Annotated in this window: 14 protein-coding genes, 1 other RNA gene and 2 pseudogenes; 6 read left to right on the top strand and 11 right to left on the bottom strand. The window is 68.2% G+C overall.

Annotated features, from left to right (window positions below; translation table 11 throughout):
• From GXY47_07930 to GXY47_07915, 4 genes and pseudogenes are all read right to left on the bottom strand, one after another.
• On the bottom strand, nt 1-2,004 hold a 2,004-nt coding region (locus tag GXY47_07930; GenBank protein ID NLV31069.1), incomplete at its 3' end, for a beta-ketoacyl synthase.
• 222 nt (nt 2,005-2,226) lie between these two features.
• Nucleotides 2,227-5,022, bottom strand: a pseudogene (locus GXY47_07925) (type I polyketide synthase).
• A gap of 102 nt (nt 5,023-5,124) precedes the next feature.
• Nucleotides 5,125-6,783: an acyl-CoA dehydrogenase gene (locus tag GXY47_07920; protein ID NLV31068.1), complete on the bottom strand. Its 1,659-nt coding sequence runs from the start codon at nt 6,781-6,783 to the stop codon at nt 5,125-5,127.
• Between the two features lie 95 nt (nt 6,784-6,878).
• On the bottom strand, nt 6,879-7,943 hold the full coding sequence (locus GXY47_07915) for a ketoacyl-ACP synthase III (GenBank protein ID NLV31067.1): 1,065 nt from the start codon (nt 7,941-7,943) through the stop codon (nt 6,879-6,881).
• 178 nt (nt 7,944-8,121) lie between these two features.
• Between GXY47_07915 and GXY47_07910 the strand changes: the two genes are divergently transcribed.
• Nucleotides 8,122-12,015 carry a PAS domain S-box protein gene (locus GXY47_07910; protein NLV31066.1) on the top strand — a complete coding sequence of 1,298 codons (3,894 nt, stop codon included), beginning with the start codon at nt 8,122-8,124 and terminating at the stop codon, nt 12,013-12,015.
• On the opposite strand, the gene pheA is transcribed toward GXY47_07910, so the two are convergent.
• From pheA to GXY47_07880, 6 genes are all read right to left on the bottom strand, one after another.
• Nucleotides 12,000-12,890 (bottom strand): prephenate dehydratase, encoded by an 891-nt coding sequence (pheA, locus tag GXY47_07905; protein ID NLV31065.1) that lies wholly within the window; start codon nt 12,888-12,890, stop codon nt 12,000-12,002. The two genes, GXY47_07910 and pheA, sit on opposite strands and share 16 nt — an antisense overlap.
• Nucleotides 12,871-14,415, bottom strand: coding sequence for a 2-isopropylmalate synthase (locus GXY47_07900; protein NLV31064.1), 1,545 nt, complete (start codon nt 14,413-14,415; stop codon nt 12,871-12,873). The genes pheA and GXY47_07900 overlap by 20 nt, the downstream gene beginning before the upstream one ends.
• Before the next feature lie 248 nt (nt 14,416-14,663).
• The gene (gene argJ / locus GXY47_07895; protein ID NLV31063.1) at nt 14,664-15,911 is read right to left on the bottom strand and encodes a bifunctional glutamate N-acetyltransferase/amino-acid acetyltransferase ArgJ; all 1,248 of its coding nucleotides are present in this window, start codon (nt 15,909-15,911) and stop codon (nt 14,664-14,666) included.
• Nucleotides 15,912-16,002: 91 nt separating this feature from the next.
• A complete protein-coding gene (locus GXY47_07890; GenBank protein NLV31062.1) occupies nt 16,003-17,241 on the bottom strand; it encodes an aspartate aminotransferase family protein in 1,239 nt (412 codons plus the stop codon).
• A complete protein-coding gene (argB, locus tag GXY47_07885; protein ID NLV31061.1) occupies nt 17,228-18,025 on the bottom strand; it encodes an acetylglutamate kinase in 798 nt (265 codons plus the stop codon). Before argB ends, GXY47_07890 begins: the two co-directional genes overlap by 14 nt.
• A 21-nt stretch (nt 18,026-18,046) precedes the next feature.
• Complete coding sequence (locus GXY47_07880; GenBank protein ID NLV31060.1) at nt 18,047-18,490, bottom strand: hypothetical protein; 444 nt, start codon at nt 18,488-18,490, stop codon at nt 18,047-18,049.
• Between the two features lie 108 nt (nt 18,491-18,598).
• Here GXY47_07880 and lpxK point away from each other — a divergent pair, with 108 nt between their 5' ends.
• From lpxK to GXY47_07855, 5 genes and pseudogenes are all read left to right on the top strand, one after another.
• Nucleotides 18,599-19,645: a tetraacyldisaccharide 4'-kinase gene (gene lpxK / locus GXY47_07875; GenBank protein NLV31059.1), complete on the top strand. Its 1,047-nt coding sequence runs from the start codon at nt 18,599-18,601 to the stop codon at nt 19,643-19,645.
• Between the two features lie 94 nt (nt 19,646-19,739).
• Complete coding sequence (locus tag GXY47_07870; GenBank protein NLV31058.1) at nt 19,740-20,681, top strand: hypothetical protein; 942 nt, start codon at nt 19,740-19,742, stop codon at nt 20,679-20,681.
• On the top strand, nt 20,678-21,178 hold the full coding sequence (locus GXY47_07865; GenBank protein ID NLV31057.1) for an adenylyltransferase/cytidyltransferase family protein: 501 nt from the start codon (nt 20,678-20,680) through the stop codon (nt 21,176-21,178). The genes GXY47_07870 and GXY47_07865 overlap by 4 nt, the downstream gene beginning before the upstream one ends.
• A complete protein-coding gene (locus tag GXY47_07860; protein ID NLV31056.1) occupies nt 21,175-22,233 on the top strand; it encodes a glycosyltransferase family 9 protein in 1,059 nt (352 codons plus the stop codon). Before GXY47_07865 ends, GXY47_07860 begins: the two co-directional genes overlap by 4 nt.
• A pseudogene (locus GXY47_07855) lies at nt 22,223-23,035 on the top strand (DUF3108 domain-containing protein). The gene GXY47_07860 and the pseudogene GXY47_07855 overlap by 11 nt, the downstream one beginning before the upstream one ends.
• Before the next feature lie 44 nt (nt 23,036-23,079).
• On the opposite strand, the gene rnpB reads toward GXY47_07855, so the two are convergent.
• An RNA gene (gene rnpB, locus GXY47_07850) (RNase P RNA component class A) lies at nt 23,080-23,292 on the bottom strand; the annotation flags it as partial.

The raw sequence follows: 23,292 nt of genomic DNA, 5'->3' as shown, positions 1-23,292 counted from the left end.
CGCGCGGATGGCGGCGAACATCTCCGCCTGCTTGACCGTGTCGATGCCGAGATCGGCCTCGAGATCGAGGTCATCGTCGAGCATGTCGGTCGGGTAGCCGGTCTTTTCCGCGATGATGGCCATCACCCTGTCCCGCACCGAGTCCCCCGCCGGCGCCGCCGGCGCCGCCAGCGCCGAAGGTGCCGCCTGGGCCGAAGGTGCCGCCTGGGCCGGGGCGGCAGGGACGACCGGGGCGGCGGCAACTTGGGCGTTCCCGTTCCCGTTCCCGTTTTCCCGGTACGCCGTCGGCCCCTGGTCGCGCACCCGCAGCGTGCGTTTGACGACCTCGACCTCCGGCGCCTCATAGCCGCTCAGCCGCTTCAGCCATCCGGTCCACGCCGCGGCGTTTTCTATCCGGGTGGCGTAGCCGAGGGCCCCCGGCGCGGGTCGCCGGCCGTCCGGCGTGGCCACCCACCGCATCATCGTGATGCTGATCTGGGACCCGAACCCGGCCGCAAGGCGCAGGATGTAGCGCACCGGGTACGCCCCCCCCTTGGAAAGGTTGAGATACCCGAGCTCGGGGTCGACCTCCTTGAAGTTGGGGACCGGGGGAACGATCCCGGTTTCCAGGATCTTGGCCGAAACCACGTCCTCGAACCCCACGGCCATCGGGTGACCCGTCGCCCCCTTCGTGTTGGCGATGAGGATGCGGTCGGTCGCACTCCCGTAGCAGTGGCGCAGGGCGAACACCTCGGCCGAAGCGCTCCCCCCCCGGGCGGGGGTGTAGGTCTCGTGGGAGACGAAAACCGTTTCCGGGGCGATCTGGTACCGGTCGATCCCGTGCTCGGCCTCCACCTGGGAAATCAGCTTGTCCATGACGTGGCGGATGTGGTTGACATCGAGGCGCGATCCGTGGAAGGCGCTGTTGGCCACGACGGTCCCGAGCACCTGGCAGATCGGGCGGATGCCGCGTTCGCGCGCGGAATCGGCGCTCTCGAGCACGAGGGCCGATGCTCCCATCCCCACGATCAGCCCGTGGCGCCGCCGGTCGAACGGAATCGCCTCTTCCTCCACGACCTCGCCCGTGGCCGCCGACCCGGAGGCCAGGAAGCCGGAGCCGAACCACCCGAACAGGTTGTCGGAGGTGATGTCGTCGGCCGAGATCACGATCACCCGCCGGCAGCGGCCGGTGCGGATCCAGTCGCTCGCGATCCCCAGAGCCTGCGTGCCGCTCGAACAGGCCCCGTTGGTCGACGTGTTCGGTCCCCGCGCCCCGATGTACTCGGCGAACTGGGAATGCCCCATGGAGAGGACCCGGAACAGGAACCGCCGGTCGAAATGATACGTTTTCTCCTCGATCTCTTTTTTGAGTGCCGCAATGCGCCGGTCGAGCTCCCCCGATAGCGCCTCCCCGGCGCCGGAGCCCGCGCGCAGCGTTTCCAGTTCCGCGAGGCGGTTGCGCCGCTCGCGGTCCTGGTAGAAGTCGGCCATGATCTCCGCGTAGGAGTCGTAACCCGGGAACGCGGAAGTGAACAGGACTCCGGTGTCGTCCCGGATGTCGTCCGGCAACACCCAGCGGTCGGGCAGCTTGGTCCCCTTGGTGGTGGTCTTGTAGCGCATCACCAGGGGGATTCCGGCGTCGCGCAGCGCGTCGATACCGGCGCCTATGGCCAGCTTGGTCACGCGGTCGAGCGCCGCCAGCCGGTCCTCGGGGAATCCGAAATCGCGGACGATGTCGAACTCCTCCGAACGCGCCGCGAGCTTGATCACGTCCGCCGTGCTCTGGATGTATTCGAACCGGCCCTCGCCCCCTTCCGTCTTCAGGAGCCGGGTGATGTTCTTCTCCACCATCTGCCGCCGGAGCTCTTCCGGGACCGGACGGATGAACACGTCCCCCCGCAGCATGCGCCCCACGTTGTCGTCGCTGAAGACGCCGTCCACGCCCGGAAGGCCGAGGGCCGCACCGGTGATGCACAGGTCGACCGGCGGCGCCTGCCGTTTCCCTCCCCCGCCGTGGATCGCCATCCCGCGGTCCAGGAACTCCGCGAACAGCCGTCCCAGTTCGGTGATGCGGTCGGCCTCCGCCGCGGGTTGCGCGGCCGCCGCCGCGGGTTGTGCGGCCGCAGCCGCGGGTTGTGCGGCCGCAGCCGCGGGACGCGGCTCCGGCGCCATGGCCGGGGCCTCCGCGCGCAAGGGCGCCGCGGCCGCCGGCGCGGTCAGGACCGCGCTCTCCTCGCGGACGGCCTGACCGACCCCCAGCCCCGCGGCGTAGAGTCCGCACAGGGCCAGGTTCAGGGACGCCGCCTCGCCGATCCTCGGGTGGTTGGTGAAGAGCGAAACCACCCCTTCACGGTCGCCCAGGACATCCTCCACGAAACCGTACAGGATGCGCTTGGGCCCCATTTCCACGAAGACGCGGGCCCCGGCGTCATAGAGGGTGTTGAGCCCCTTGATGAACTGGACCGGGGAGGACACCTGCTTCCCCAGCAATCCGATCATCTCCGGGACCACCCCCGGCCCCATGGGGTAGAATTCGCCCGTCACGTTGGTGACGATGGGGGTGACCGGGGGCTGGATGTTCATCGTCCCCAGGATCCGCGACAGGCTCTCGCCCGCCGGGGCGACGATCCGGGTGTGGAAGGCGTGGCTCACCTGCAGTACGCGGGCGACGTAGCCCGCCTGCTTGAGCGCCTCCACCGCCTTTTCGACCCCGGTGGTGCTGCCCCCGATGACGGCCTCCTTGGTGCTGTTGATGTTGGCGATGACGACGTAGTCGTCGACCGTCCCGAGGATCTTCTGGATTTCGTCGATCGGGCCGAAGGCGGCCGCCATCAGGCCGTTGTCCTCCATGGCGCACTTGGTCATCTCGTTGCCGCGCGCGCTGACGGCCCGGAGCGCGTTTTCGAAGGTGATGGCCCCGGCCGCCACCAGCGCGCCGTACTCCCCGAGGCTGTGCCCCATGACCATGTCGGGAGCGATCCCGTAGGCGCCGATCAGCCGTGCCAGGGCCGTCTCCGCGGCCAGCACCGCCGGCTGGGTGATCGCCGTCTGCTTGAGGCCGTTTTCCGCCTCCCGCACCGCCGCCTCGTCCGATTCGTCGAGGTAGATGCAGCTCGTAAGGCTGCGGCCGAGCAGCGGCGTCATCGTGCGGTCGGCCTCCGCGAACACCTCCGTAACGATCGGCTCGGTTTCCCGGAGAGTCCGCAGCATGTTGACGTACTGGGACCCCTGCCCCGTGAACAGGAAAGCGACCTTGGGCGCCGGCCCTTTCCCGTAATAGATCCCCTTGGGCCGCAGCGCCTTCCATCGCGCGGGCTGGTTTTCCCCGAACGCCTTGAGCGCCCGCCCGAGCTTGTCGGCGAGCTCCGCGGCGTCGCCGTAATCGACCACCAGGCGGAAGGGGGCCCGCAGGTCGCGGTCCATCGGGGGCGCAGGCTCCGGCGCCCGCCCCGCGGCCGCCTCCCTGCACGCGCTCTCGGCGCGCCCCACGAGCGCCGCCTCCGATTGCGCCCCCAGGACCAGCGCCCCCCGCAGCGGCGTCTTCAGGCTGGTCCCCGCGCCCGGTTCCCCGTAATTGCCGGGGACCGCGACCCGGGGCTTCGCCTCGCCCGCGATCCGGCCCGGGACGTATTCCTCCAGGACCATGTGGAAGTTGGTTCCCCCGAAACCGAAGGCGCTGACGCCCGCGCGCCGCACCTGCCCCGGGGCCGCTTCCCACGCCCTGAGCGCGGTGTTGACCCGAAACGGGGCCCTGTCGAAATCGATGTGCGGGTTGGGGCGGTCGAAGTTCAGGCTGGGGGCGATCTGTTTTTCCTTCAAACAGAACACGGCCTTCAGGATACCGGCGGCGCCGGCCCCCCCCTTGAGGTGGCCGATGTTGGATTTGACCGAACCGAGGGCCAGGGCGCCGCGCGCCAGGCCGAATTCGTTCAGGATGTCCACCAGCGACTCCAGTTCGGCGGCATCCCCCACGCTCGTGCTGGTCCCGTGCCCCTCGATCAGGTCCCCGGGGACGGGCCGGAGACCCGCGCTATCCCAGGCGCGGCGCACGCACAGCTTCTGGCCGGCCGGGTTGGGAGCCGTGATCCCCTTCCCCTTTCCGTCGCTCGAGGCGCCCATGGAGCGCACCACGGCGTAAATCCGGTCGCCGTCGCGCTCGGCGTCGGCCAGCCGCTTCATGAGCAGCGTCACCCCCCCCTCGCCCATGACGAAGCCGTCGGCTCCTTCCGCGTACGGGCGCGACCCCGTGGCGGAGAGCGCTCCGATCTTGCAGAACTTCACGAAGGTGGAGGGGCTCATGTTGGCGTCGATGCCGCCGGTCAGCACGGCGTCGTAGTCGTGGTCGTTCAGCCCCGAGATCGCCGCCGTGATCGCCGCCATGGCGGAAGCGCAGGCGGCGTCGGCCACATAGTTCGGGCCCTTGAGATCGTAGAGCGCCGCGATGCGGCCCGCCAGGATGTTGGAGAGCTCTCCCGGCATGGTGTCTTCGGTGATCGGGGGCATTTTCCCGCCGACCCCCTCGTACATCTGCTCGAGGATCGACTTGCGCACCCCGGCCGGCAGGGAGGAAAAACCGGCCGAACGGGCCAGTTCCTCCGCGAATTCCGGGAAGAAGATCCGGGCGGCCGAATAGAGGTGGGTGTCCCCCCCCATGGCGTTGCCGTAAATGACGGCCGTGCGCTCCGTGTTCAGGGGGCGCGAGGGATACCCGTAATCGAGCAGCGCCTCCCGCGCGGTGACCACGCCCCATTTCTGGGTCAGGTCCATCGCCTGGCTGACGCGCGGCGGAATGGGGAGTTTCCATTTGAGCGGATCCCATTCCCACTCCCGGACCCACCCGCCGATCTTCGTATAGGTCTTGTCCGGGGCCTTCGGGTCCGCGTCGTAGTACAGGGCGGAGTCCCAGCGATCCTTCTCCACTTCCGTGATGCTGTAGACGCCGTCCCGGACATTTTGCCAGAACCTGGGCGCATTGGGCGCGTCGGGCAACACCGCCCCCACGCCGACAATGGCTACCGCCTTTTCCGCTGCAGATGCTTTCATTCTTCCAGAACCTCCAGACAATTCCCCAATTCCCGCCGCCGGGGCCCATGGCCTCCGGCCGGTCCGGGGGCGGCACCGCCGCCCCCCCGAAGATCCCCGGGGTTACCCCGGCTGCCGCTCGTACAGGATGTCGGCCGCGAGGTCCATATCCGGCAGCAACCCCGCCTGCGCCCGGTAAATCTGCGGAATCAGGATCTGTTTTTCAAGCTGGACCGATTCCGCCTCGGGGATCAGCGACCCGATCCACCGCATCCCTTCGCCCGCCAGCTTCATCGCCGCGTCGCGCGCGAAGATGCGGCCGAAGGCGGCCAGGGCATCGGCGTTGAAGCGGCCATGGGCCTTTTCGCTCAGGGTTCCGTCCGCCGCCCGCACCGCCCGGCGGGCGAGACTGGCGGCCCCTTCCACCCAGGCGATGATTTCGCCCAGCCGGAAGAGCACGTGCTGGTGGCGCGTCAGCCGCTGTTTGCGGGCCACCTCGAGCAGCTCCGCCAGCGCGTGCAGGCAGAGGGCGGCGGTCCCCGCGCCCACCTGCCCCTGCCTGCCGTGCAGCTGTTCCATCTCGAGCGCCATGTCGTGGTAGAAACGGCCGTGCGTCTTCAGATGCGACTGCCAGCGGTCGCGGCAGATGGTCATTTCCATGATCTCGCTGGTGCCCTCGTAGATCCTCGTGATCCGTGCGTCCCGCTTGTACTTCTCCACCATGTATTCGCGCGTGTAGCCGTATCCCCCGAGCGCCTGGATGGCCGCGTCGGCCGCCAGGTTCCCCGCCTCGGTGGCCAGGTATTTGGCGATCGCCCCCTCGGTGTTCAGGTTGCTGTCCTCGGTGTCGATCCGTTCGGCCGTCTCCTCGATGTAGGCGCGGGCGGCCTCGAGCATCACGGCGTGGGGGACGATGAGCTTGTGGGTATACCCCTGCTTCTCGGACAGGGGCGCCCCCCCCTGGATCCGGCCGACCGAATAGGGAATGGCGCGGTCCAGCGCGGCCCAGCCGGCGCCGAGCCCGAAGGCGGCGACCATCAGCCGGGTGTAGCCGAACACCAGCTGCGCCTGGATGAGCCCCTGCCCCTCCACGCCGCCGACGAGGCGGTCGGCGTCGACGTAGACGTCCTCCAGGGAAACCGTGGCCGTGTTGCTGGCGCGGATCCCGTGCTTGTCCTCCGGCTTGCCGTGCCCCAGCCCCGGGGTGTCCTTCTCCACGATGAACCAGCTGGCCCCCCCCGGCGCCCTGGCCAGGACGGAATAGAGATCGGCGTACCCCCCGTTGCTGATCCACTGTTTGTTCCCGGTGATCCGGTACCCCTTGACGGTCCCGTCCTCCACCACCGGCTCCGCCACCGTCCTCAGGGCGGCCAGGTCGCTCCCGGCTTCCGGTTCGGTCGCGCCGTAGGCCATCAGCAGGCCCTCCAGCGCGATGCGCGTCATCCAGCGTTTCTTCTGCTCGTGGGTCCCGCCGAAGATGATCGGGTCGCTGCCCAGGAAGGTCGCCAGCACCCCGGTGGCCAGCCCCAGGTCGACGCGCGCCAGTTCCTCGCACACCCGGTAGACATCGAAGGCGCCCCCCCCCATCCCCTCGAACTCCTCGGGGATGAACAGGAGCTGGATTCCCAGCTCGGCGCCGCACATGTCCCTCACGATGTCGATCGGGAACTCCTCGGTGGCGTCCAGTTCCAGGATCTTCTTCTCCGGCAGGCGCGCGGCGGTGAAATCCCTCAGCGCTTCCAGCGTCATGTCCAGCGTCTCTCTGTCCAGTCCTTTGCTCATAGTTCAGGAGGCCTCAAATGATCAATGGTTAGGGTTGAGATAAGTATCTAAGCGGTCCGGTCATGTCAAGCCCATTACCTCCCCGCGCCCGGGCCTCACGCCCTCAACAGGAGCGCGCCCCAGTTCATTCCCGCACCGAACGCCACCATGAGGACCAGGTCCCCGGGCCGGATCCGGCCGGAGCGCGCGGCTTCGTCCCACAAGAGCGGGATCGTCGCCGCCGTCGTGTTCCCGTACCTCTGAATGTTGTGGAGGACCTTCCCGTCGGGAAGGCCCAGCATCTTCTGAACCCGTTCGTTGATGCGCAGGTTCGCCTGGTGCATCAGCACCAGGGAGACGTCATCGGTCGTCAGCCGGTTCCGCTCCAGGACCTCCCCGGCCACCCTCGTCATGGAGTTGGCCGCGTTGCGGAAAACATAGGTCCCCTTCATCACCGGGATATGCTCGCCGCGGGCGATCTGCCCGGCGTCGACGTAGGGGCGGTGCCGGAAACCGGCGCCGGGGACGTAGATCCGGTCGAAATCCGTCCCGTCGGTGTAGAGGACCGAGTCGATGACGCCCCGGTCCCCGCCCTCCCCGGCCTGGATCACCACCGCGGCGCCCGCGTCCCCGAACAGCACCGTAACATTGCGGAAGCGCGTGTTCCAGGCATATTCCTCGGGGGTCGGGGGAGTCTCCGTCAGCCCGTAGAGGTAACGGTAGTTTTCCGGCGTCCAGGGCATGAACCCGGTGTGGGTCTCCGCGCCCACCAGGAGAACGGTCTTTGCCATGCCGGAGCGGATATGCGCATCGGCCAGCTGCATCCCGTAGAGAAACCCGGCACACTGCTGGCGGATGTCAAAGCAGGGCACCGGGGGAATCCCCAGCTTGGACTGAAGCATCCCCCCGCAGCCCGGAAAAAAATGATCGGGCGTCATCGTGGCGAAGATGACGAGGTCGAGGTCTTCGGGGCCGACTCCGGAGTTCTCGAGCGCCTGCCGGGCCGCGGCGGCCCCCAGGTCCGAAGTGGCCGTTCCCTCGTCCACATAGTACCGGGTCTCGACCCCGCTCCGGTCCCGGATCCAATCGTCGCCGGCATCCATTATCCGGGACAGCATGTCGTTCGTCACCCTGTTGGGGGGGATCGAGACGCCGCTCCCGGCAATGACCGATCGCACCATAAAGCGTTCCTCTCCAAAAATATAAACGCTGATTGTAGCATGAGTGCGGGCCGGAGTCTTAAAGTCTTTGCGCCCCGCCCTCCCTTTCCTTTTTCCCCCTTCCCGCCGCCGCGGGGAACGGCCCTCCGATCTCCCAATCCCATTGCAAAAACGGTATTGGAAACGGTAAGTTAGGCCCATGACCCCAACACCCGTATTGGACCGGGCCGTCAAGAGGGCCGGCGCTGTGGCGGCCCTGATGTTTCTGGCGCTGCTGCGCGCACCCCTCGGGGCGGCGCCCCCGTCCGGGCAGTACCTTCCGCTTCTGGTCAAGGCGGCGGCCGTGAAAGCCCTGTCGCCCGCGGAGGCGGCCCGCGGGTACCCGGTCCGGCTTCGGGGCCTGGTGCGGTACCATAACCCGGAACTGGGGGTGCTGAATCTCCAGGATCCTTCAGGCGGCGTTTTCATCGAGCTGAAAGACCCGGCCCCGGCGCCCGAACCGGGGGACTGGATCGAAATCGAGGGGCACAGCGCGCCCGGGACATACCCCGCCCTCGTCCGGTGGACCCGGATCGAGGCCGCCCCCCCCGAACCGCTTCCGCCGGCCAGGAGGCTTTCCCTCTCCCTCCTCGACCCGGCAGTGGATGCGGGGGAGTGGATGGAGCTGGAAGGGATCGTTCACAACGCCTACCAGGAGGGGACCTACACCATCCTGGAGGTCTACGAGGGAAAGCAGAAGGCCTTCCTGCGGCTCCGGGATTCCGCCCGGAACGCGGCCGTGCAGCTGGTCGACTCCATCATCAGGGTCCAGGGGGTCCTGGCCGTCAACACCGACTCGGCCGGCCGGCCGGTCCGGCTGGAGCTCTGGGTCCCGGAGCAGGACAACGTCCAGGTGCTCGCCCCGCCCCCCATGAATGCCCAGGAAATCCCGGTGACGGCGGTCGGGGATATCGAAAAGGCATGGGCCGAAGGCCCGCCGCTGCACCGCATCCGGATCCAGGGGACCGTCATGCCCGGGCAGACCGAGAGCGGGTTGCTCGTCAGGGACAAGACCGGGACGCTGCCGGCCCAGCCGCTGTTCACCCGGCCGATCTCCCCCGGGGACGAAGTGGAGCTGGTCGGGTTCGCGGACCCCGCAAGCCCCACGCCCAGGATCATCAACGCGGTCTTTCTCAGGATCGGTGCCGCGGCGATCGAAAGCGCCGAGGAAGAGGGTCTCCCCCTGCTGACCCGGATCTCCCGGATCCGGTCGCTTTCGGGGGCGGAGGCGGCCCGGGGTTATCCGGTCAGGATCAGGGGGGTGATCACCTACCACAACCCCCAGCTTTCGATGACGTTTTTGCAGAGCGGCCCGGACGCCATCTACCTGAACTCGCTCGATCCCGCCCTCGAGCTGGAAGAGAAAACCGAATACGAGGTCCGCGGCTTCAGCGCTCCCGGGGATTTCGCCCCCATCGTCACCAAGCCCGAATTCCGCACCCTGGGACCGGCCCCCTTCCCGCCGCCCATCGACATCACCCTGGACCAGCTCTCCACCGGTCGCCACGACTGCCGCCGGGTCCGGGTCGGAGGGGTGATCCGCGCCGTCCACCAGGTCGGCAACCGCTGGCGCCTCGAGCTGTTCGGGGAAGGGAAAACGATCGAGCTCTGGCTCTCGAGCCCGGTGACGGCCAAGGAGACCGCGGCGCTGCTCGATTCCGAGATCCGGGCGACGGGCGTCTGCTCGATTCAGGTCGGCCGCTGGGGCAACATCAGCGGCTTCCGCCTGAACGTCCCCTCGATCGCCGACATCCGGGTCGAAGGGCGGCCCGCCTTCGATCCCTTTTCGGCCCCCCTGTCCGCCATCGGGAATATCTTCCGCACTCCCGGGGGAGCGCCCCACCGGGTCCGGATCGAGGGCGTTCTGCTGCACCAGCAGCCCGGGGCCCTCTACATCCGCGACCGCTCGGGCGCCCTCGCCATCCCGATCCGGCAGCCCCTGCCGGTGAACCCCAGCGACATCCTGAGCGTGAGCGGCTATCCGGCCCCGGGCGAATTCGCCCCCACCCTGGAGCACCCCCTCGTCAAAAGGGTGGGATCGGGTCCCGCCCCCATCCCCAGGACCCTGTCGGGGGTGCGGGAACTCCCGGCCGCCATCCACGGCGATCTCGTGCGCCTCCGGGGACGGCTGGTGGACCAGTGGCACGGGATCGAGGGGCACACCTACATCCTCCAGGACCTGGCGCAAAACCCGATGGCTTTCGAGGCCTTTCTGCATGGCGGCCCGGGCGCCGTCACCCCCCCCGCCCTGCGCAACGGCAGCGAACTGGAACTGACCGGGATCTCGCTCCTGACCGCGGGGGGGGGCGATCAGCACGCCGTTCGCTTCCTCCTGCGCACCCCCGAAGACATCCGGGTGCTGAAGAATGCGCCCTGGTGGAACATGCGCCACACCCTGTGGGCCATCGGCCTCCTGCTTCTGGTGATCCTGCTGGCGCTCGGGTGGGCCGGGCTGCTCAAGGCACGGGTCCACCGCCAGACCCGCATCATCCGGCAGCGGCTGGAAATCGAGGCCGCGCTGGAGCGCCGTTACCGCGAACTTTTCGAAGGTTCGAACGACATCGTCTTTTCCTGCGAAGCCACCGGCCGGCTCCGCTCGGTCAACCCCGCCGCCACCCGCATCCTGGGGTACCCCGCCGAGGAGCTGCTCGCGATGAAGCCTCTCGAACTGGTGGCCCCGCAATCACGCGCCGAAGTCCTGGAATGGATCGAAAAGAAGACCGGGGGGGAGGAGTGCGGCGCCCTGGAGTGCGAGTTGCGGTCGCGTGAAGGACATCCGGTCATGGTGGAAGTCAACGGCGAGATCCTCTCCTCCGGCGGCGTCCCCGCCGGAGGTCACGGAATCGCCAGGGACATCACCGGACGCAAGGAGGCGGAAAAAGCCCTGCGCCGGAGCGAGGAGAAACTCCGGCAGGCCCAGAAGATCGAGGCCGTCGGAAACCTCGCCGGGGGGATCGCCCACGACTTCAACAACATCCTCTCCGCGATCCTGGGCTACGCCGAACTGTCGGAACCCGATCTCCCCCCGGGACACCCGGTAAGCGAGAACCTGGGCCAGATCTCCCGGGCGGCCCGGCGCGCGCGCGATGTCGTCAACCAGATCCTGGCCTTCAGCCGCAGACTCGAACAGCCGCGCCGCCCCACCCACCTGAAACCGGTTCTCGAGGAGGCGCTCGACCTGCTGCGCGCCACGTTGCCCGCCACCATCGAGATCACGACCGATATCGCGCCCGACTGCCCGCCGGTGCTGGCCGACTCCACCCAGATGCACCAGGTCGTGGTCAACCTGGCCACCAACGCCGCGCATGCCCTCAAGGACACGGGAGGGAAAATGCACCTGGCCCTCAAACCGGTACGGTGCCCGGCGGAGGGTCTCCCGGACCTGCCTCCCGGCGACTATGTCTGCCTGAGCGTCTGCGACACGGGCCCGGGGATCGACTCCGCGATCCAGAAGCGGATTTTCGACCCTTACTTCACCACGAAACCCGCCGGGGAGGGGAACGGCCTCGGCCTGGCGGTGGTTCACGGTATTGTGCAGGCTCACGGGGGGCGCGTACACCTCGACAGTGCGCAGGGGAAAGGGACCTGTTTCCACATCTGCCTCCCCCGCTCCGCCGACCTGCCGGCCGACGACGGCCCCCCCGCCCCGGCCCCCGCGGGGGGAAGCGGCCGCATCCTGTTCGTGGACGACGAGGAAACCCTCGTGAAGCTCGGCAGGAGGTTCCTGGAAAAACTGGGTTACGAGGTTACGGGGGAAACCAGCAGCCGGCGGGCCCTGGAGCTGTTCAGCCGGGATCCCGGCCGGTTCGACCTGATCGTCACGGACCAGACCATGCCGCAGCTGACCGGGATGTCCCTGGCGGAGTCGGTGTGGCGCCTCCGGCCCGGCCTCCCCATCGTCATCTCCACCGGCTACAGCGAGCAGATCAACCCCGAGAGGAGTTCCGCGCTGGGCTTCAGCGCGCTGCTTCCCAAGCCCTACAGCCTCCCCGAGCTGTCGCGGGCGGTGGAGCACTGCATGGAGAAGGGGGATGCGGGTCAGAACACGGGATAGGAACCGAGCACCTTGAGGTAGGGTGCGAGTTCCCTCAGGTGCCGGAGCGCGTGCGCACACTCGCGGCTCCGGACGTCGATCCGCAGGTCGAGGTAAAACAGGTATTCCCAGGGGAGACCGCGGATCGGGCGCGATTCGATTTTGCTGAGATCGATATTGCGCAGGGCGAATACCGACAGCGCCCTGAAGAGAATTCCCGGCTCGTTGCGGAGCCCGAACACGATGCTGGTCTTCTCGCCTCCCCGGGGGTACCGTTTCCGGGGCGCCAGCGCGAGGAACCGGGTGTAATTTTCCGGATCGTCCTCGATCCCCCGCAACAGCACCTGCATTCCATAGATGCGGGCGGCATCCTCCGAGGCGATCGCGGCGGCGTCGCGCATCCCCCGGTCCCTGATGAACCGGACGCTTCCGGCCGTGTCGTAGGAGGTGTTCCTCTCCACCCCCCGCAGCCGGCCGAGCAGCCGGGTGCACTGGTCCAGGGCGGCCGGGTGCGAATAGATCCGGCGGATCCGCCCGATCGGGACGCCCGGGTGCACGATCAGGCTGTGCTCGACGCGGAGCGAAGTCTCGGCGATGACCTCCAGGGAATGCCGGGCCAGCAGATCGTAGTTTTTGTGAATGCTTCCGGCCAGCGTGTTTTCGATGGGGACCAGGGCCAGGTCCGCCTTCTTCTTCCGGACCGCCCCGAAAGCCTCGTCGAAGGAGGCGCAATGCACCGGATCGATCCGGGGTCCGAACAGGCGGCAGGCCGCCCGGTGCGAGAAGGACCCGAGTTCCCCCTGCACGGCCACCCGCGTTCCCGCGGCCACCCGGAGTCCCGGCCCCGGTGTCCTTCGGCGGGTGCCCCCCGCGGCTTCAGGCTTCGGCCCGGCCATTCTGGGCTTCCAGGGCCAGCTGGTAGTGAATCGATTTGTTCACCGCGTCGACGTAGGCGCGGGTGCTGGCGTCGACGATGTCCAGACTGGCCGCCTTCCCGATGAACGAAGCCTTGCCGAAATCGACCTTCATGAACACCTCCCCGACGGCATCCCGCCCCCCGGTGACGCTGCGGACGGTGAATTCGACCACCTTCCCCTCGATGCCGGTGATGCGGTTCACCGCCTTGACCACCGCGTCCACGGGGCCGTCCCCGGTGGCGGAGTCCTGCATGAGCACCCCCTCCTTCTCCAGGATCAGGGTCGTGGTGGCGACCACCTGGTTCCCGGCGATGGACTGGACGTTCTTGACCTTGTATACCGAGGGGACGATGCGCAGCGCGTCGCGGACGGTCACGATCAGGTCCTCGTCGAAGACCTCCTTTTTCTTGTCCGCCACCTTCATGAGGAGCACGTAGGCCTTTTCCAGCTCGGCCTCGCTCAGGTGGAATCCCAGTTCCGCGTACTTCTTTTTCAGGGCATGGCGGCCCGAATGCTTGCCCAGGACCAGCTTGCTTTCCTTGATCCCCACATCCTCCGGCCGCATGATCTCGTAGGTGAGCTTTTCCTTGAGCATGCCGTCCTGGTGAATCCCCGCCTCGTGCCGGAACGCGTTCCGCCCCACGATGGCCTTGTTGGGCTGCACGATCATACCGGTCAGGTTCGTCACCATGCTGCTCGAGGAAAAAATCTCCCGGGAATCGACCCCGCTTTCGATGCCGAAGAGGTCGCGGCGGGTCTTGAGCGCCATGACGATCTCCTCGAGGGAGGCGTTCCCCGCGCGCTCGCCGATCCCGTTGACGGTGCATTCGACCTGCCGCACCCCGTTCTGGATCGCGGTGAGCGAGTTGGCGACCGCCAGGCCCAGGTCGTTGTGGCAGTGGACCGACAGGATCGCCTTCCCGATATTGGGGACGTGGGCGTTCAGATAGCGGATCCTCTCGGCATATTCGGTGGGAATGGTGTACCCCACGGTGTCGGGGATATTCACCACGTCCGCCCCGGCGGCGATCACCGCCTCCACGACTTCGGCCAGGTAGGACAGATCCGACCGGGTGGCGTCCTCCGCGGAAAACTCCACCTCGGGGCAGAGGGAGCGGGCGTAGGCCACCGCCTCCCGGGCGCTTTGGAGCACCTGCTCCCTGCTTTTATTCAACTTATACTTCAGGTGTATATCGGATGTTGCGATGAATACGTGAATTCTTGGCTTTGCCGCCGCCTTGACCGCCTCCCAGCAGCGGTCGATGTCCCCCTGGTTGCAGCGGGCCAGGCCGGCAATGGTGATGGAGCGGATCTTTTCCGAAATCCGCCGCACGGACTCGAAGTCCCCCTCGGACGAGACCGGGAAACCGGCTTCAATGACATCCACACGCATCCGTTCCAGTTGCTCGGCCAGCATCAGCTTTTCCCTGATGGTCATGCTGGCCCCGGGAGACTGCTCGCCGTCCCTTAACGTGGTATCGAAAATGAGCACTCGATCTGTCATTGCTGGATCCTTTCACCGGTTTCCTGGACCCGGTTCTGCCGCCGGACTTGCGGGCGGACATCGGGTTAAGGCCTGGGGAGATTAAGGCGCTCTTTAAGGCGGAGGATTCGGAGGTGGAATATGGCGTCACACCGTTCCGGCTGGTAAAGCCTCATAATAGTCCATCCCGTCGACCCTGCATGCGGTCTTACGGTATCTTAGACCGGCAAAGACGATTGTCAAGACAATTTGCGCGTCCCCGGCGCGGCTCAGGAGATATAGCTCGCGTTGATATTGACGTACTCGTGGCTGAGGTCGCAGGTCCAGACGCGGGCGCTCGCCTTCCCCTCCCCGAGGTCGACCTCGATCCGGAGGTCGTGCTCCTTCATCGCTTCCTCGGCCCGGCTCCGGGTCGAAGCGACGGGGGCGCCGCCTCGGAAGATCGGAATCCCGTTGAGGCCGAGCACGACCTCGTCGGGGTCGAAGGAGACCCCGCTGTACCCGACCGCGGCCAGGATGCGGCCCCAGTTCAGCTCCTGGCCGTAGAGCGCGGTCTTGACCAGGGGCGAATGCGCGATGGTCTTGGCCACCCTGCGCGCCGATTCGAAATCGGCCGCCCCCTTGACGGTGATCTCCACGAACTTGGTCGCCCCCTCCCCGTCCCGGGCGATGCGCCGGGCCAGTTCCTCGCAGACCGCGAGGAGTCCCTTCTCGAAAAAGGACACGGCCCGGCTGTCCGCCAGAGAGGCCTCCGAGGCCCCGTTGGCCATGACCAGCACGGTGTCGTTCGTCGAGGTGTCCCCGTCCACGGTGAGGCAGTTGAAGGTGCGGTCCGCGGCCCGGCGCAGGCAGCGGCCGAGTTCGCGCGGCGGGATGCGCAGGTCGGTGGTGAGGACGGCGATCATGGTGGCCATGTTGGGATGAATCATGCCGGAACCCTTGGCCATCCCCCCTATGCGCACCGTCTTCCCCCCGATGCGGCCTTCGACCGCGAAGGTCTTCTCCACGGTGTCGGTCGTCAGGATCGCCCGCGCGGCCGCGCTCCCCCCCATGGAATTCAGGGCCGACACCGCCCCGGCTATTCCCTTCAACATCTTCGGCATGGGAAGGAAGGCGCCGATCACCCCCGTGCTGGCGACCAGCACTTCCGCGGGCTCCAGGTTCAGGTGCGACGCCAGGCTGCGGGCGCTGAGGCGGGCGTCCTTCATCCCCCTCTCCCCGGTGCAGGCGTTGGCGCACCCCGAATTGATCAGCACCGCCCGGACCCGTCCGCGGGAAACCTTCAGATGCTCCCGTGAGAGCAGGACGGGGGCCGCCTGGACCCGGTTCAGGGTGAATACCCCGGCGGCCGAAGTCGGCCGGGAGGAGAACACCACGGCCAGATCGGGCCCCTTGTCCTTGATCCCGGCCGACACCCCCGAAGCCAGGTACCCCTGGGGCGCCGTCAGCCCCCCCTCGATTTCATGCCAGCCCGCGGCCGGATTCCCGTTGCCTGTTTTCGATCTTTTTCCTGTCATAGCCGCACGACCATCGCGATGTCATCGCATTGATTGAATTTGGGACAATGAAAACACTCGTTGCAGATCCTTTCGGCCATCGGCTCCCCCGTCAGGACGGTCGTGGCTGTTCCTCTTCGATCCCCCCGAGCACCCCGTCGAGCGTCTCGAGGAACAGGTCGCACTCCTTACGGGTTATGACGAAGGGGGGAAGCAGACGGAGCACGGTTTCGTGCGCGGCGTTGGCGATGACGCCCTTCTCGAGCAGCCGGTCGACCGTCTCCCTGGCCGAGGCGCCGAGTTCGACCCCGATCATCAGCCCCAGGGCCCGGATCTCCCCCATCAGCGGATGCCTGCGCGCAAGGGACCGGAGCCCCTCGGCGAGGTAGTCCCCCATCTCCCGGACATTCCGGATCAACCCTTCCTCCTCGATGACGGCCAGGACCTCGAGCGCCACCCGGCACGCCAGCGGACCGCCGCCGAAGGTTGTGCCGTGATCGCCCGGTCCGAGGCTGCCGGCGACGCGCCCGTTGCCGAGGACGGCCCCGAGCGGGTACCCCGCCGCCAGCGATTTGGCCACCGTGACCACGTCCGGCCGGATGCCGTAATGCTCGAACCCGAAAAATTTTCCGGTCCGCCCCATCCCGCACTGGATCTCATCCGCGACCAGCAGGGCGTCGTGGCGGTCGCACAGTTCCCGGGCCGCCTGCATGAAATCGGCCGGCATGGGAAAGACTCCCCCCTCCCCCTGGACCGGCTCGACGACCAGGGCGCAGACCCGGTCGCAGAACGCGCCGGCGAGCGCGTCCGGGGTGAGAGCCTCGACAACGCCGATGTCGGGGATCAGCGGACGGAAAGGGGCCTGGTATTTCTCCTGGGTGGTGATGCTGAGCGCCCCCAGGGTCCTCCCGTGAAAGGAATTGCGGAGGGTGAGGATGCGCGATTTGTCCCCCTTGCCCCGGGCGCTCCCGTAGGCGCGCGCGATCTTGAGGGCCGCCTCCATCGCCTCGGCGCCGCTGTTGGTGAAGAACACCCGCTCCATCCCCGCGAGCGCGGCCAGTTTCCGCGCCAGCAGTCCCTGGAAGGGGTTGTAGAAAAGGTTGGAGCAGTGGATCAGGCGCCCCCCCTGGTCACGGAGCGCCCCGACGATGCGGGGATGGTTGTACCCCAGCGAATTCACCGAAATCCCGGCCAGGAAATCGAGGTAACGCCGCCCCGCGAGGTCCCGGACGTAGGCCCCCTCGCCGTGCGCGCAGTAAAGATTCGAGCGCTTGTAGGTGGAAAAGAGCCAGGTCTCCTCCAGGGCCCGGATCTCCTCCGGGCCGAGATCGTAATCGTTATGCGTTTCCATGAATCTTCGTCCCTTCCTTCAGAGTCCCCTCCGCGAATCTGGTGAGAATGTCCGGGCTGGCTCCCGGCAGGATATGGACGCTCTCCACCCCGGCCCCGAGCGCCTCCAGGCAGGAGGAGGTCTTCGGCAGCATCCCGCCCGTGAGAACCCCGCGCCTGCGCAGTTCGAGGATCTCCCCCTTCCCGAGCCGCGGAATCACTTCGCCGCGCCCGTCCCTGACCCCCTCGACATCGGTCAGGTAAACCAGCGTCCGGCACCCCGTGCCCGCGGCGCACGCCGAGGCCATCTGGTCGGCGTTGACGTTGTAGAGGCCGGCCCCGGGGCCGAAGGCTATGCTGGAAACCACCGGGACATAGCCCGCACCCAGCAGCAGGTCGAAAAGCGGGGCGTTCACCCGGGTGGCCCGGCCCACGAACCCGATCCCGTCGGGGTACCCGGGAGTCCCCTCGACCCGCTCGCAGCGGACGGCCGATCCGTCGGCGCCGCAGAGCCCCAGGGCGCCGACCCCCAGGGCATTCATTTCAGCGACGATCCGCTTGTTGACCTCGCCCGATAGCACCATGACGGCGACCTCGAGGGTGGCGGCATCGGTGACGCGCAGCCCCTCGATGAAGTTCGACTCCATTCCGAGCTGTCCGAGCCGGCGGTTGAGGCTCTTCCCCCCGCCGTGCACGAGCAGGATTTCATGGCCCCCCTTGGCGAGCGCCGCAACCTGCCGGAGCAGGCGGCCCCGGATGGCGGCATCCTCGAGGATGCTTCCTCCGAGCTTGATGGCGATTCTCATCGATCCCTCCCTGAACGCGGATCAGGACGTCATTGCCCGGATCCTTTCGAGCACCGCCCGGCCGTGCCGGCTGCCGCCCAGAAGGACGAAGACGGTGTCGTCGCCGGCCACGGTGCCCAGCACCTCGGGCCACCGGGCCGCGTCGAGCACGACCCCGACCGAATGCGCGTTTCCGGGCGACGTCCGGATCACCAGCATATTGCCGCTGACGGCCGTGTGCACCACGAACTGGCCCACGGCCCTCCGCAGCGCCTCCCCCGTCGGGAGAGCGGAAGATTCCCCTTCGACGCGGTAACAGCCGCGGATCTTCACCAGGCCGAGTTCGCGGATGTCGCGCGACAGCGTGGACTGGGTGACCGCCACCCCCTCCTCCCGCAGCCGCAGCGACAGCTCCCCCTGGCTTTCGATCCGGTTGCCGCGCACGATGTCGAGCAGTTTCGAGTGCCTGACCCGCTTGGATGCCATGTCGCCCCCGGTCGATAATTATGCAGGTCATGAATTATTTATTCAACCCAAAAGCGGTCACGGATCGGACTTGGGCCGTCGCCCCGGCCCGTGATACCCTGTCGGCCTATGGACGCGACCCTGCCCTCCCCCCTCCGCGCCGCCGCCGCCGGCCCCTACGGCCTGGCGGTCCGGCTGCGCAACCATGCCTACTCCCGGGGATGGGTGCCGCTGAAACACCTCCCCGGCCCCGTCATCAGCGTCGGCAATCTCACCCTGGGGGGGTCGGGCAAGACCCCCCTGGTCGCCTTCCTGGTCCAGGCGCTGCTCGAGCGCGGGCGCCGTCCGGCCGTCCTCACCCGAGGGTACGGGAGGCGCGGCCCGCGCGACCCGCGCATCCTCCCCCCGGGGGTGACCCCCGTCCGCCCCGAGATCGAGATCGGGGACGAGGCCGCGCTCCTCAGGCGCCGTTTCCCCCGGATCTGGATGGGGATATCGGCCGACCGGCACGCGGCCGGGAGCGCCATCGCCGCCGAGGCGCCCGACTCCGTTTTCGTCCTGGACGACGGGTTCCAGCACCGTCGCCTGCACCGTGACCTGGACATCCTCGTCGTCGACCCGACCCGCCCCCTGGCGGAAAACCGGCTCTTCCCGCTCGGGACGCTGCGCGAACCTTTCGCCGGGCTGCAGCGCGCCCACCTCGTGGTGGTCAACGCCCCCCCGCACTCACCCGGGGCTGTCCGGGCCCTCGCCGCCGTCCGCTCGGTGGCGGGGGACATGCCCGTCTTTCACTGCATCCAGCGCATCGGTTCGCTGGTCCCCTACCCCGAATGGAGGACCGGGAGCGCGTCGCCCCCCCCGGCCTTCCGCGCGGCGTTTCTCGCGGCCGCCCTGGGCAATCCCGGGCGCTTTCGAGACGACGTCGAGCGGCTCGGCGTCCAGGTGAGGGGCTCCGCCTTCTTCCGCGACCACCATCGCCTGGGCCCCCGGGACTGGGCCCGCTGCCTGGCCGGGGCGCGCCGCGGCGCGGCCGACGTCGTCATCGTCACGGAAAAGGATGCCGTCAAGATTTCGGCCCCCCCCGATTTCCCCCTCCTCGTCGCCTGCCAGGCCGTGGAGTTCCCCGAGGAGGGCGCTTTCCTCGGGGCGGTTGTCCGCGCCCTGGCGCGCGCATGACCAAATTGTCTTTTGCCCCGTTCTCTGCTACATTCCTCGAACGGAAATGCGCGAACAGCTGCTGGAAATATTGGAACGATTCCCGGGCAGGAGGATGGTGGTCGTAGGCGACCCGATCGCCGACGAGTTTCTTTACGGCCGCATCGCCCGCGTATCGCGCGAGGCGCCCGTGCTGGTTCTCGATTACGGGGATCTCGTCCGGGTGCCGGGCGGGGCCGCCAACGCGGCTCACAACCTGCTCGAACTGGGTGGCGCCGTCGCCGTCGCCGGGTTTGCGGGCCGCGACGAAGCGGGGGACGGGCTCGAAGCCCTGCTCCGCGGCAAGGGGGCCGACACCCGGGCGCTCGTCCGGCTCCGCTCCTGCTCGACACCGGTCAAGACCCGCATCCTCGCCGGCGCCCACCACTCCGCGGGACAACAGGTGGTCCGCATCGACCGTGCGCCGGCGGGATCCCCTTCCCCCTCCTCGCTCTGGCCCCGGCTGCGTGGCCCCCTCCGCTTCGCCGACGGCATCATCGTCAGCGACTACGGGTACGGGTCGGTCGACGAGGCCCTGTTCGAGCGGCTGCGCGGGGCCGCCCTCGAACGCGGGATCCCCATCGTGGTCGATTCCCGCTTCCGCATGACGCGGTTCCACGGGGCCACCGCGATCACCCCCAACATCACCGAACTGGAAGCGGCCGCGGGCGTCGCCATCGACGGGGACGCCCGCCTGCTCGGCACTACCGCCCGCGCGGCGCTGAGGCGCCAGAAGCTCGACTCCCTGCTGGTCACCCAGGGGCGTTTCGGCATGACGCTTTTCCGGAAAAGGCGCCCCCCCCTTCATATCCCGGTTTACGGCACCGACGAGGTGGCCGACGTCACCGGCGCGGGGGACACCGTCATCGCCGTCTACACCCTGGCCCTCGCCTGCGGCGCCCGGCCCGAGGATGCCGCCCGGCTGGCGAACTACGCCGGGGGCATCGTCGTCATGAAGCGGGGCACGGCCACCACCACGCGCGCGGAACTGCGCGCCGCCGTCGAGGCGGACGCATGAATCCCGGCCCGGAACCCGGCGGCAAGATCAAGGCGGCGCCGGAACTGGCCGGGATCGTCTCGCGCCTGCGCGCGGAGGGACGCAGGTCGGTTTTCGCCAACGGCTGTTTCGACCTGCTGCACGCCGGACACGTCCGCTACCTCGCCGCCGCCCGGGCGCTCGGGGACGCCCTGATCGTGGGGATCAACAGCGACGCCTCCGTCAGAAAGCTCAAGGGGGAGGGACGCCCGCTGCAGCCGGAAAGCGAGCGCGCCGAGATCCTGGCCGCGCTCGCCTGTGTCGACTACGTCGTCGTCTTCGACACCCCCACGGTGGACCCCCTCCTCCGCGAGCTCCGGCCCGACATTCACGCCAAGGGGACCGACTACACCGAAGAAAGCGTCCCCGAGCGGGAAACCGTCCTGTCCTACGGCGGGCGCGTGGCGATCGCGGGGGACCCCAAGAGCCATGCGACCCGCGACCTGATCGCCGTCATCCTGTCCCGGTTCCGCCGATGAGCCAGGGGCCGCGGATCCTGATTCTCCGGTTGAGTTCGCTGGGAGACATCCTGCACACCCTGCCCGCCTTCGCGAGCCTGCGCGCCGCTTTTCCCCGCGCCAGGATCGACTGGCTGGCGGCGGAAAAATGCCGCTCGCTGGCCGCCGCCATCCGCGGCGTCGACCGGGTCCACGTCCTGGACGCCCGCGCCCTGGCCCGTTTCCCCCCCGACCGGGCGGCATGGAAGCGGCTGCGCGGCCTGATCCGCGAGCTCCGCGCGGCGCGCTACGACCTGGCCATAGACTTCCAGGGGCTCCTGAAGTCCGCGTTCCTGGGGCTCCTCTCGGGGGCGCACACGCGCATCGGCTTTTCCCGCCCGCTCGCGCGCGAATGGCCCGCCCACCTCCTGTACCACCGCACGCTCCCGAGACCGCCCTCGCCGGTCCATGTTTCCGAGCTGAACCGGCTCCTGGCCGGCCTTGCGGGGGCCGACCCGGGCCTCCGGGCCCCCTTCGAACTGGAGGTTTCCGAAGCGGACGGCGCGCGCGTCGACCGGCTTCTCGCCCCCATCGGGGATTTCGTCGTGTTGAACCCCGGCGGGGGGTGGGGCACCAAGCGATGGAGCCCCGAAAGGTTCGGCCTGCTGGCCGCGCGCATCCAGAGCGAGCTGGGGCTGGAGACGGCCGTGACGACGGGCCCGGGGGAGGAGGGGCTCTACCGGGCGATCGCGGCCGTCCACCCGTCGGCGCACCACCTCCCCCTTTCTTTCATCGAGATGATCCCCCTGCTCCGAAAGGCGCGTCTCATGGTGAGCGGCGATACCGGGCCGTTTCATCTCGCCTGCGCCCTCGCGGTCCCGGTGGTCGGCATTTTCGGCCCCACGTCCCCCGCGAGGAACGGGCCCTGGCACGGGACACGCGCCGAGGGAGTGACGCGCGCCCTCGCCTGCAGCCCCTGCTACGCGCGAAAATGCCGGTCCGGGGCCGAATGCATGGACATCGCCGTCGAGGAGGTGTTCGCGGCCGTGGCGGGATGCCTCCGGGCGGAGAAAGGAGGATCGACCCTTGTCCCCTAGTCTCAGGACGCGGTTTTCGGCGGCGGCGATCCTGCTCGTCGCCCTCCTGGCCTGGCCGGTGTCCGGGGCGCCCCCCGCCCCGCCCGCCCCCTTTCCCGTCGGCGAACGGCTCGTGTACACCGTCAAATGGGACCCCCCCTGGTACCTTTTCTTTCTCCCCTCCATGACGGCGGGGGAGATGGTGCTGGAGCTCCGCCGGGGGGAGACGTTTCTGGGGCAGGAGGCGCTCCAGGTCCGGCTCGATGCGCGCTCGAGCGGCACGCTGGCCCGGCTGGCCGGGATGGAGGTCGAGGACTCCTTCCGGTTCTATTCCGAACCGGAGCGGCTGTGCGCGCTGGGCTCCCGCAGCCGCACCCGCGAGGGAAAGCGCCTGCGGAGCCTCGAGCTCGACTACCTGCGCGACTCGGGCCGGCTCCGGTTCCGGGAGACGGACGAGGCGGTCGACCCGCCGGAAGTCAAAAAGGATGAAATAAAGGAGGGAATCCCCGCGTGCGTTCACGATCCCTTTTCCGCGCTTTACGCGTTTCGCGCCTCCCCGCTCTCCTCCGCCTCCTCCCGGACTTTCGTGATCGGACATAACGACCGGATCAAGGAGGTGCGGGTGCAGGCCCGGAAACTGGAGTCGATCGAAACACCGGCCGGCCGCTTCAAGGCATGGAAGGTGGACACCGAGGCGATGATGGGGGGGCTGTTCAAGGACGGGGGGGAATTCAACGTCTGGCTGACGGAGGACGGGGACAGGATCCCGGTCCAGTTCGAGGCGAGGGTCAAACTGGGGAAGGTGCGGGGGAAATTGGACAGCCGCGCCTTCCCCGAAGAGCCCCGGAACGGGGATTCGGGGGAAGCGCGCCGGAGCCGGCCATAAGCCGAATCCTGTTTCCCCGGGCTATGAACCCGGGGATGGCAATCATTCATCTTGCCCCGGGATCACCCCCGGGGTCCAGCAGTCTACCCAAAAGCATCGGACGGGCCGCCCTTCATCCCTTGCGGGAAGCGCTTTTCTATTTGACCTTGCTCCGTGTGGGGTTTGCCCTGCCGCCGCTGTTACCAGCGTCGCGG

Source organism: Acidobacteriota bacterium (genome assembly GCA_012729555.1).
In the GTDB taxonomy this organism is placed as follows: domain Bacteria; phylum Acidobacteriota; class UBA6911; order UBA6911; family UBA6911; genus UBA6911.
The sequence above is the reverse complement of the archived record's forward strand: the minus strand, read 5'-3'. Positions and strand labels throughout refer to the sequence as shown.

Coding starts and splice junctions, on each gene's coding strand:
- argB (NLV31061.1), bottom strand. CDS start 18,025: ATGAGAATCGCCATCAAGCTCGGAGGAAGCATCCTCGAGGATGCCGCC.
- GXY47_07915 (NLV31067.1), bottom strand. CDS start 7,943: ATGGTGCGATCGGTCATTGCCGGGAGCGGCGTCTCGATCCCCCCCAAC.
- GXY47_07900 (NLV31064.1), bottom strand. CDS start 14,415: ATGACAGATCGAGTGCTCATTTTCGATACCACGTTAAGGGACGGCGAG.
- GXY47_07860 (NLV31056.1), top strand. CDS start 21,175: ATGAGCCAGGGGCCGCGGATCCTGATTCTCCGGTTGAGTTCGCTGGGA.
- GXY47_07890 (NLV31062.1), bottom strand. CDS start 17,241: ATGGAAACGCATAACGATTACGATCTCGGCCCGGAGGAGATCCGGGCC.
- GXY47_07910 (NLV31066.1), top strand. CDS start 8,122: ATGACCCCAACACCCGTATTGGACCGGGCCGTCAAGAGGGCCGGCGCT.
- GXY47_07865 (NLV31057.1), top strand. CDS start 20,678: ATGAATCCCGGCCCGGAACCCGGCGGCAAGATCAAGGCGGCGCCGGAA.
- GXY47_07870 (NLV31058.1), top strand. CDS start 19,740: ATGGTGGTCGTAGGCGACCCGATCGCCGACGAGTTTCTTTACGGCCGC.
- GXY47_07880 (NLV31060.1), bottom strand. CDS start 18,490: ATGGCATCCAAGCGGGTCAGGCACTCGAAACTGCTCGACATCGTGCGC.
- argJ (NLV31063.1), bottom strand. CDS start 15,911: ATGACAGGAAAAAGATCGAAAACAGGCAACGGGAATCCGGCCGCGGGC.
- pheA (NLV31065.1), bottom strand. CDS start 12,890: ATGGCCGGGCCGAAGCCTGAAGCCGCGGGGGGCACCCGCCGAAGGACA.
- lpxK (NLV31059.1), top strand. CDS start 18,599: ATGGACGCGACCCTGCCCTCCCCCCTCCGCGCCGCCGCCGCCGGCCCC.
- GXY47_07920 (NLV31068.1), bottom strand. CDS start 6,783: ATGAGCAAAGGACTGGACAGAGAGACGCTGGACATGACGCTGGAAGCG.